Raw genomic sequence first — 7,260 nt, 5'->3', positions numbered from 1 at the left:
AGGCAGGGGCGACCTGGAAAAAGACCTACGGTCACCACCCGCTGCTGGCCTTCGTGGACCGCCCCGAGATCGCCGGCGGGGAAGCGCTGGCCGGCCTACTGCGCCCCGGTGGCGCGGGCTCCAACACCGCAGCTGACCACGTCAGTGTCCTAGCGCAGGCACTGGCCGGCCTGCCGGCGCGATGGCGGCCGGACCCCGATCATCGCGACGACCCCGACAAGCCGGCGGTGCTGGTGCGCTGCGACACCGCCGGGGCCACCCACGACTTCGCCGACGCCTGCCGCGCCGCGGGCGTGGGGTTCTCCTTCGGCTACCCCGTGGATTGGCGGGTGCAGGACGCTGTGGACACTCTCAACATCGGGCAGTGCTGGTATCCGGCGATCGACACCGACGGTGGTATCCGCGAGGGCGCCTGGGTCGCCGAGGCCACCAACCTGGTCAACCTGTCATCGTGGCCGGCGGGGACCCGGCTGATCCTGCGCAAGGAAAGGGCCCATCCGGGTGCGCAGTTGCGGTTCACCGACGCCGACGGGATGCGGGTCACCGCGTTCATCACCGACACACCGCCCGGTGTGGTCGCCGGCCAGGTGGCAGGTCTGGAACTACGCCACCGCCAACACGCCCGCGTCGAAGACCGCATCCGCGAACTCAAAGCCACCGGCCTGCGCAACCTGCCGTGTCAGGCATTCGACGCCAACGCCGCCTGGCTGGAAATCGTCTTGGCCGCAGCCGATCTGGTCACCTGGTGCCAGCTCATCGGATTCACCGGCCACCCCGGCCTGACCCGTGCCGAGATCGCTACCTTCCGCTACCGAGTCCTGCACGTCGCAGCCCGCATCACCCGCGGCGCCCGCCGAACCCGACTACGCATCGACGCCACCTGGCGATGGGCCGCAGCCATCGCCACCGCATGGCAACACATCCGCACCGCCTTCGGTTGACCGACAACCCAGCTGACCAACCGAGCACGAAAGACCACCGGCCCTGGGAAAGCCCGCCAACCCGGCGACACGGGACAACCCCAACACGCCCTAAACCACACAAACCCCAGACACCACGCACCCCATCGCCAAGTCCGACCGAAATCACCCTCGACGAAAAATCGAGGTTAGGACTGATCAACTCGATACCCCGGTCCCAGTCCAGCAGCACCCGGATCCCGAGTTCGTCGAGGTTGGCCTCGTTGAAGCTGAAGCCCAGTTCGGTAAAGAGCTGTCCCACGGTGTCATGTCGCTCGCGTGCCACCGCGAAGACCACATGATGCAACCGCGAGGGCGAGTCAGTCATCGGCCACCGCCAAATTCGATGATCAGGCTTGTGGGCCCGCTCATGCCGAGCATCGGTTTCCACGGCGCCGCTCCGACCCGGCGGGCGTGGGGCATCCTTCGGGCCAAGATTTTGAGCCCTTCGGCCAATTCCAGCCGAGCCAGGTTGGCGCCCAGGCAGTAGTGCACGCCGCCACCGAAGGTCAACACCGCCGGCGCTTCCTTGCGGGTTATGTCGAAGCGATCGGGGTCCTGGTACACCTCGGGATCACGGTTAGCGGCAAAGGAATTCACGAGGATGAAGGTTTCCCGGGGGAAGGTGAATCCGCCGATTTCGACGTCCTCGTGCACGGTGCGGACCGTGGTGCACACGGCAGGGGAGTGGCGCATGCTCTCCTCGACCGCGGACATCGCAAGTTCTGGACGCTCACGCAGCATCGTCCACTGCTCTGGGTGATCCAGCAGCACCTGCAACGAGGCGGCCAGCTGATTGCGGGTGGTATCCGTGCCGGCAACTAACAGACCTGCCACCGTCATGCGCAGTTCGTCGGCGCTGAGCCGATCGCCGTCATCCTCGGCGCGGATGAGGTTGGAAAGCAGGTCCTCGGTCAGCTGGTGCCGTCGTTCGGCCACCATGTCGTCGACGTAGGCATCGAGTTCGCCCCAGCTGCGCAGAACGGCGGGCATCTCTTCGATCAGGTTCACCGAAAAGTTGACCATCTTGAAGATCGCTTCGGCCCACCGGTCGAACTGCGTCCAATCTCCGCGTGGGGCGCCAATCAACGCGCAGATGATCGGGATGGGATAGTGCCGTGCGATATCGGTGACGACGTCACAACGTCTCGCTGGGGCGACGCCGTCGATGAGTTCATTGAGCACATCGTCGATCGTGTCGTGCATACGTGCGATCGCGCGAGGTGTGAATGCGCGTGAGACGAGGCTGCGCAAGCGATGGTGTTCGGCACCTTCGGCGCAGATGATGCTGCCGACAACCCTGTCCCACAACGGGCCTGACGTCACGCCTTGCGCGGCCAGGTGAAGACCCGGTGGGATCACGAACCGGGTATCGCGAAGGATGCTTCGGGCGAGTTCGTATGAGAGTACTTCGGGACCGAGCGGCCCGATGGCGATTGGTGCCAGTCGTTGCGCGGCCCGAATCCGGTCGCAGACCTCATGGGGCGATTCATTGACGTCGTACGCGAGGCTCGGAAGACCCGCTTCAAAGATGTTGGGCGCACCGGCAATTGCCGTCACTTGCGTACCGTCCTTTCAGCTGCGTGCCAGCACGCCCCGCGGAAGTAGCAGGGGCAGGTCGGTGTAGGTGGCGATGCCGGGCGGCGCCGCGACGACGGCGGGTATTGCCGTGATCGGTGGCATCGCGGTGATCGTGAGCCCGAGCATGATGTAGTCCTCGATCGTTTCGCCGTGAAAGTCCGGCGGTGGCTCGAAATTCAGCGTGCTCTTGATGGTTGGACGGCCCTCGACCGTAACGGTGTAACCGAAGTTCGTCGACCAGGCGGGATCCAGCGATTGGCCCTTGGTCCACACGGCGCGCAGTTCGATCACCTCGCGGCCCGCAAAGATCCCCTTCCAGCGCAGGTCGATCCCCGCGACGCACCCCCTCTTGATGGTCCATTCACCAGGGAGGACCAGATCTTCTGTGGTTTGCGCGTATTCGGCTGCGCAGCGGATGTCGTCGAGTTCGACGCCTAGGGCATCGGCGAGCAGTTGCACCGCTTCGCGGAAGATCCCGGATCCCTTCTCGGTGATCGCGGGCAGATCTGGCTGGTCGATCGGACAGCCGAACCCCATCGGAATCTCCGTGTCCGGAGAGTTGTAGATGGTGGTGTCGAAGGACTCGACGATGGCTATCCGATCGACCCGGTCCGAGAGACCCGCGGTGACGATGGCGAGCAGTTGGATGAACCCGGGGTTGATGCCGCTGCCGAAAATGGTCGAACCGCCCCGCGCACACGCATCGCTGATCCGCTCCCGATCAGGACCCAGTTGCTGCCCGGTGATGAACTCCGATGTGGTGACGACGTTGATTCCCGCCTCCAGAATGCGGGTCACCTCATCGACATTGGCGAACATCGGGTTGTAGACGACACAATCGGGTTTCAACGCCAACAGCGCGTCGATATCGTCGGTCGCCCGCACACCCAGGTGCTCGATACCGCACAGCTCACCGACATCACGGCCGACCTTGTCGGGCGACCATGCGTAGCAGCCGACCAGTTCCAACAGGGAATTCGCTGCGATCGCGTGCACCGACTTCCTGCCCACATTGCCAGTGGTCCACTGAACGACGCGCAGCTTGGTCATTATGGTTTTGCGCCAACCTGCTGCTCTGCGGCCTGACGGGCGAGGCGCTCGTCATGGATGCGCACCAATTCGCGGAATCCCAACCGGTGGTATTTCGGAATCGGTTGGATGCCCCAGATGTCCTGCGCGGTGTCCTTGCCCTCGGCTCCCTCGGGCGGCCCCAACGGGGGGTAAGGGTACTTGCATTCCAGGGTGTCATCGGAGTAGCGGACTTTGAGTAGCTCGCTACAGATTTCGGTGAGGGACAACGTCGGGTAGCCGTAGTAGACGGCCATGAACGGGAGCGTGAACGCGCCCTCGATGACCAGCGCGACCAGGCAGACCAGCACCGCGCGCTTGATCCACTTGTGCATGCGCGCCCAGTACGGCGTGGTACCCGGGGGCAGGTCTTCTGCCGTCGCTTCTTTCGTTGCTTCAGTGGTCATGATGTTATCCCTCTCAGTCAGAGAAGATTTCGCGGTTGACGGTGTGCAGGTACGGGATGGCCAGGAACGGGGTGATGTAGAAGATGTCGAACAGCCACCAGCCGATCACCGGGAAAACGACACCGGCGAAGCGCACGTCGGCGTACATCGTCATGTTGAACACGTATGCGGTCCAGATCACCACGCCCATCCAGCAGGTAATGATCATCCACTGGTGTCCCCAGCGCTTCATCTGCAGGAATCCGATCGCCGCGGCGACCCGCATCGAAAACACGGTGATAATCAGCCCGACCACATAGGCCTTTTCACCCGGGCCCGCCGCGCCACCGACCCACAATTCGTTGTAGTGCCAGAAGTAGCCGGCATCGAACATGTTGCCCCAACCGACCATCAGCACCCGATTGATCAAGGTGTGGTTGGCGACGAGATCCAAGGACCAGCCAAGGGTGTTGAGCATTCCGTCGATCATGACCAGGTAACCGATCAAGGTGATGATCATCGGCCGAACCGACAGGCCCGCGCGTAATGCCTGGCGCTGCAACCAGACTCCCCGCATGAAGATAGGGAACCCGAAGATACCGGGCGCCCAGCATCCCATCAATCCGGCGCCGACGATCATCCACTTGTCGGCCCGGCGTTGTGCTTGCCGCGATTGCTCGTCGTGTTCGGCGAGGCCGACGGAGTCGCGGGGAGTGGCAGTGAGACTCACAGATCCCACCAGCCCCGGGCAAAGGACATGTACAGCTGGATGCTGAACATCACCAGCAGGTAGCCGTAAATGAAGATCTGGAAGGCGATGAGAGCCTTCTTGCGGTTTCGCTCTTGTTGATCCACCATTTCACTTTCTCCGTTCTTCAGCCGTTTCTCGAGAGCAGGGTTGCCGCCGCGACTTCACGCAGACCGTCGTTGATCGCACCGTCGGTGCTGAGCGGCGCGAGGATGCATGCTTCGGCCGCGCTCATTTCGGAGGCTCCGGCCGCTATCAGCTTCGCCGCGGTGACCAGCACCCTGGTCGACGGCGGCTCGAAGTGGAAGACCTCATCGGCGTGGCGGATCGCGTTGGCGCAGTGGACGAGCCGCTGGGCGGTGGCGGGCTCGACACCCGACTCGGCGACGATCACCTCCGCCTCCTGCTCCGGGGCCAGATATTTCATCGGGATGGTGGCGAAGCGCTGACGGAACGAAGGCTTCAACTCTTTCAGGGAACTGCGGTATGCCGGGTTGTAGGAGCACACCAACATGAACGAATCCGGTGCCTGGACAACCTCGTCCGCACGGTCGAGGTACAGAGCGCGACGGTGGTCGGTCAGCGAGTGCAGAATGGCCAGCGAGTCGTGCCGAGCCTCAACGACCTCGTCGAGATAACAGATGGCACCGGCTTTGACCGCCCGGGTCAACGGACCGTCGGTCCACACCACGTCGCCACCGGTGACCATGAACCGACCGACCAGGTCCGAACTGGTGAGATCGTCGTGACAGCTGATGGTGACGACGGGTTGCCGCAAGAGGACGCCCATGTGCTCGACGAACCGTGTCTTCCCGCAGCCGGTGGGCCCGGTGAGCATCACCGGAATATGTTCGCGGAAAGCCTGTTCGAACAATTCCACTTCATTGCCGCTGGCAATGTAGGTGTCGGCGGTCATGCGGCAACCAACTCTCGATGCACATGGGCGAGCACGCGCGGCAGCTCCTCAATTCGTTTGATTCGTCTGGACCGACGCGGCCCGAATACCTCGGGCAGCGGGTCGACCCGTGTCGGCCCGATGCCCACGTAGTACACGGAGACGCCCGCGTCGTTGGCTTCCTCGACTGCGTGCGCCACATCGGCCCACGCGTAGCGGCCCTCGTAGCCTTCGTCGGACATCAGTCCGTCGCCGATCACGATGAGCAGGCGACGCTCCGACGGCTGCGCCAGCAGCCGCGAAGTCAAGTGGCGGATCGGCGCGCCGAGCCGGGTGTAGCCGCCGGTCATGAGTCCGAGGCTGCCGGGTGCCACGTATCGGCTGTCCCGGAAGTCTTTCAGGCAGCGCACTTCCACCCGGTGCCGGGTATTGCCGGTGAACACGAAAATGCCGTGCCGTTCGCGGGCGAGGGTCATCGCGCGAGACAGGGCGTCGGCGCATTCCAGTTCCAGCCGGAAGATTCGGCCCCCATGCACTCCCAGCGACGAGCTGCCGTCGAGCAACAGCGCGGTGGTGACGTCACGGCTGTGGGGCCGCAGCTCGCGGAAGATCCTGGGCTCGCGGGATTCGCTCGACTCCGCGGTCATCATGTCGATGTAATGGCTGACGTATTGGTCGACATCCAGCTCGGATCCGTCCTCGAGCCGATTGGTCATCGCGCGATGCGTGTGTTCCTCGAACCACTTTCGCAGGTTCGCCGAGAGCGGAGGCGGTTGACCGGCACGGGGGGCGGGCGGGAGTTCTAGGACGGCAACGTGATCCACGAGGAAGCTCTTGGTCCACGCGTTCCACTCGGGATAGGGAATGCCTTGCCGGCGTGCGGGACTGATTTCCAGATCGTTGTCCTCGGGGCGACTCGGTGGCGGCAAGTTTGGATTGCGCACGCCACCGTCGCCACCCACCGGCACCGAGTGGGCGCGTGGATGGCGCTTCTGTGTGGTGGTCCACGGCATTCGGCCGAACCGCTTGATCGCACTGGCGAGTCCACGGGCACTCGAGTATGTGTGGGGCAACGTGCCCAGCAGCGGAAACTCGGCTATCGGCTGTCCGGTACGCGCCATATCGATCGCGCGGTCAAACATTGCCGGGGCGTCCAGGTTCGGGTCACCGACCTCGAGATCGGGTAGCACTCTTTCGATCTCGGGCATCAGTCCCGGCCACCTCGAGGCGATCCAGCCCATCGCCACGCCCGCCTCGACGATCACCAGGGCGCGGTGTTCACGGGGAGAAAGGTCGGTCAGCCGGTAGTGGGCGAGGCGTTCCTTGGACGGCGAGCATTGCAGCGCGACACCGCATGTCAGCGTTCGTCGGGTCCAATCGCGGCCGAAGGCCGGATAGGGGACATGCACGATGTCCAAGGCGGCGTTCAAGCCGAAGCTGCGTTGCGCGCCCGTCGTCAAGCGGGCACCACTGCGGCGGTGTTCACTGAGCGCCACTGCCGTCAGCGCGCAGCTGCGCTCGATGGACATCGCCGACGTGTCGGCTGTTTCAATCACGTGCTCAGAAAGTTCCGATGTTGGAGAACATCCAGTACCAGAACCAGATGATCAAAACCGTTCCGCC

Annotated in this window: 8 protein-coding genes; 1 reads left to right on the top strand and 7 read right to left on the bottom strand. The window is 63.8% G+C overall.

The annotated features are described in order from the left end of the window. On the top strand, positions 1 to 941 hold a 941-nt coding region (locus tag BST27_RS06255; RefSeq protein WP_083148405.1), incomplete at its 5' end, for an IS1380 family transposase. Positions 942 to 1,283: 342 nt separating this feature from the next. Here BST27_RS06255 and BST27_RS06250 read toward each other — a convergent pair. The 7 genes from BST27_RS06250 to BST27_RS06225 all read right to left on the bottom strand — a co-directional run bounded on the left by BST27_RS06250 (position 1,284) and on the right by BST27_RS06225 (position 7,166). Further along, positions 1,284 to 2,519, bottom strand: coding sequence for a cytochrome P450 (locus BST27_RS06250; protein WP_083148403.1), 1,236 nt, complete (start codon positions 2,517 to 2,519; stop codon positions 1,284 to 1,286). Positions 2,520 to 2,534: 15 nt separating this feature from the next. Beyond that, positions 2,535 to 3,590 (bottom strand): NAD(P)H-dependent amine dehydrogenase family protein, encoded by a 1,056-nt coding sequence (locus BST27_RS06245; RefSeq protein ID WP_069420275.1) that lies wholly within the window; start codon positions 3,588 to 3,590, stop codon positions 2,535 to 2,537. Beyond that, positions 3,590 to 4,015, bottom strand: a complete 426-nt coding sequence (locus tag BST27_RS06240; RefSeq protein ID WP_069420274.1) for a hypothetical protein — start codon at positions 4,013 to 4,015, stop codon at positions 3,590 to 3,592. Before BST27_RS06240 ends, BST27_RS06245 begins: the two co-directional genes overlap by 1 nt. A 13-nt stretch (positions 4,016 to 4,028) precedes the next feature. Further along, the gene (locus BST27_RS06235) at positions 4,029 to 4,634 is read right to left on the bottom strand and encodes a hypothetical protein (protein WP_232007331.1); all 606 of its coding nucleotides are present in this window, start codon (positions 4,632 to 4,634) and stop codon (positions 4,029 to 4,031) included. Between the two features lie 86 nt (positions 4,635 to 4,720). Continuing rightward, positions 4,721 to 4,852 carry a hypothetical protein gene (locus BST27_RS34445; protein ID WP_263992000.1) on the bottom strand — a complete coding sequence of 44 codons (132 nt, stop codon included), beginning with the start codon at positions 4,850 to 4,852 and terminating at the stop codon, positions 4,721 to 4,723. Between the two features lie 17 nt (positions 4,853 to 4,869). After that, entirely contained in the window at positions 4,870 to 5,658 is a 789-nt protein-coding gene (locus BST27_RS06230; protein WP_069420272.1) for a CbbQ/NirQ/NorQ/GpvN family protein, read from the bottom strand. After that, positions 5,655 to 7,166 (bottom strand): nitric oxide reductase activation protein NorD, encoded by a 1,512-nt coding sequence (locus BST27_RS06225; RefSeq protein ID WP_197518139.1) that lies wholly within the window; start codon positions 7,164 to 7,166, stop codon positions 5,655 to 5,657. Before BST27_RS06225 ends, BST27_RS06230 begins: the two co-directional genes overlap by 4 nt. Positions 7,167 to 7,260 lie beyond the last annotated feature (94 nt).

Origin of the sequence: Mycobacterium intermedium, from assembly GCF_002086275.1 — a bacterium.
Taxonomy (GTDB): domain Bacteria; phylum Actinomycetota; class Actinomycetes; order Mycobacteriales; family Mycobacteriaceae; genus Mycobacterium; species Mycobacterium intermedium.
Note: the sequence above shows the minus strand (reverse complement) of the source record. Positions and strands in the feature narration are given on the sequence as shown.

Bases quoted from the DNA above. Each gene is read 5' to 3' on its own strand.
- BST27_RS06225 (WP_197518139.1), bottom strand. From the start codon at position 7,166: ATGTCCATCGAGCGCAGCTGCGCGCTGACGGCAGTGGCGCTCAGTGAA.
- BST27_RS06230 (WP_069420272.1), bottom strand. From the start codon at position 5,658: ATGACCGCCGACACCTACATTGCCAGCGGCAATGAAGTGGAATTGTTC.
- BST27_RS06240 (WP_069420274.1), bottom strand. From the start codon at position 4,015: ATGACCACTGAAGCAACGAAAGAAGCGACGGCAGAAGACCTGCCCCCG.
- BST27_RS06245 (WP_069420275.1), bottom strand. From the start codon at position 3,590: ATGACCAAGCTGCGCGTCGTTCAGTGGACCACTGGCAATGTGGGCAGG.
- BST27_RS06235 (WP_232007331.1), bottom strand. From the start codon at position 4,634: ATGATCGTCGGCGCCGGATTGATGGGATGCTGGGCGCCCGGTATCTTC.
- BST27_RS34445 (WP_263992000.1), bottom strand. From the start codon at position 4,852: ATGGTGGATCAACAAGAGCGAAACCGCAAGAAGGCTCTCATCGCCTTC.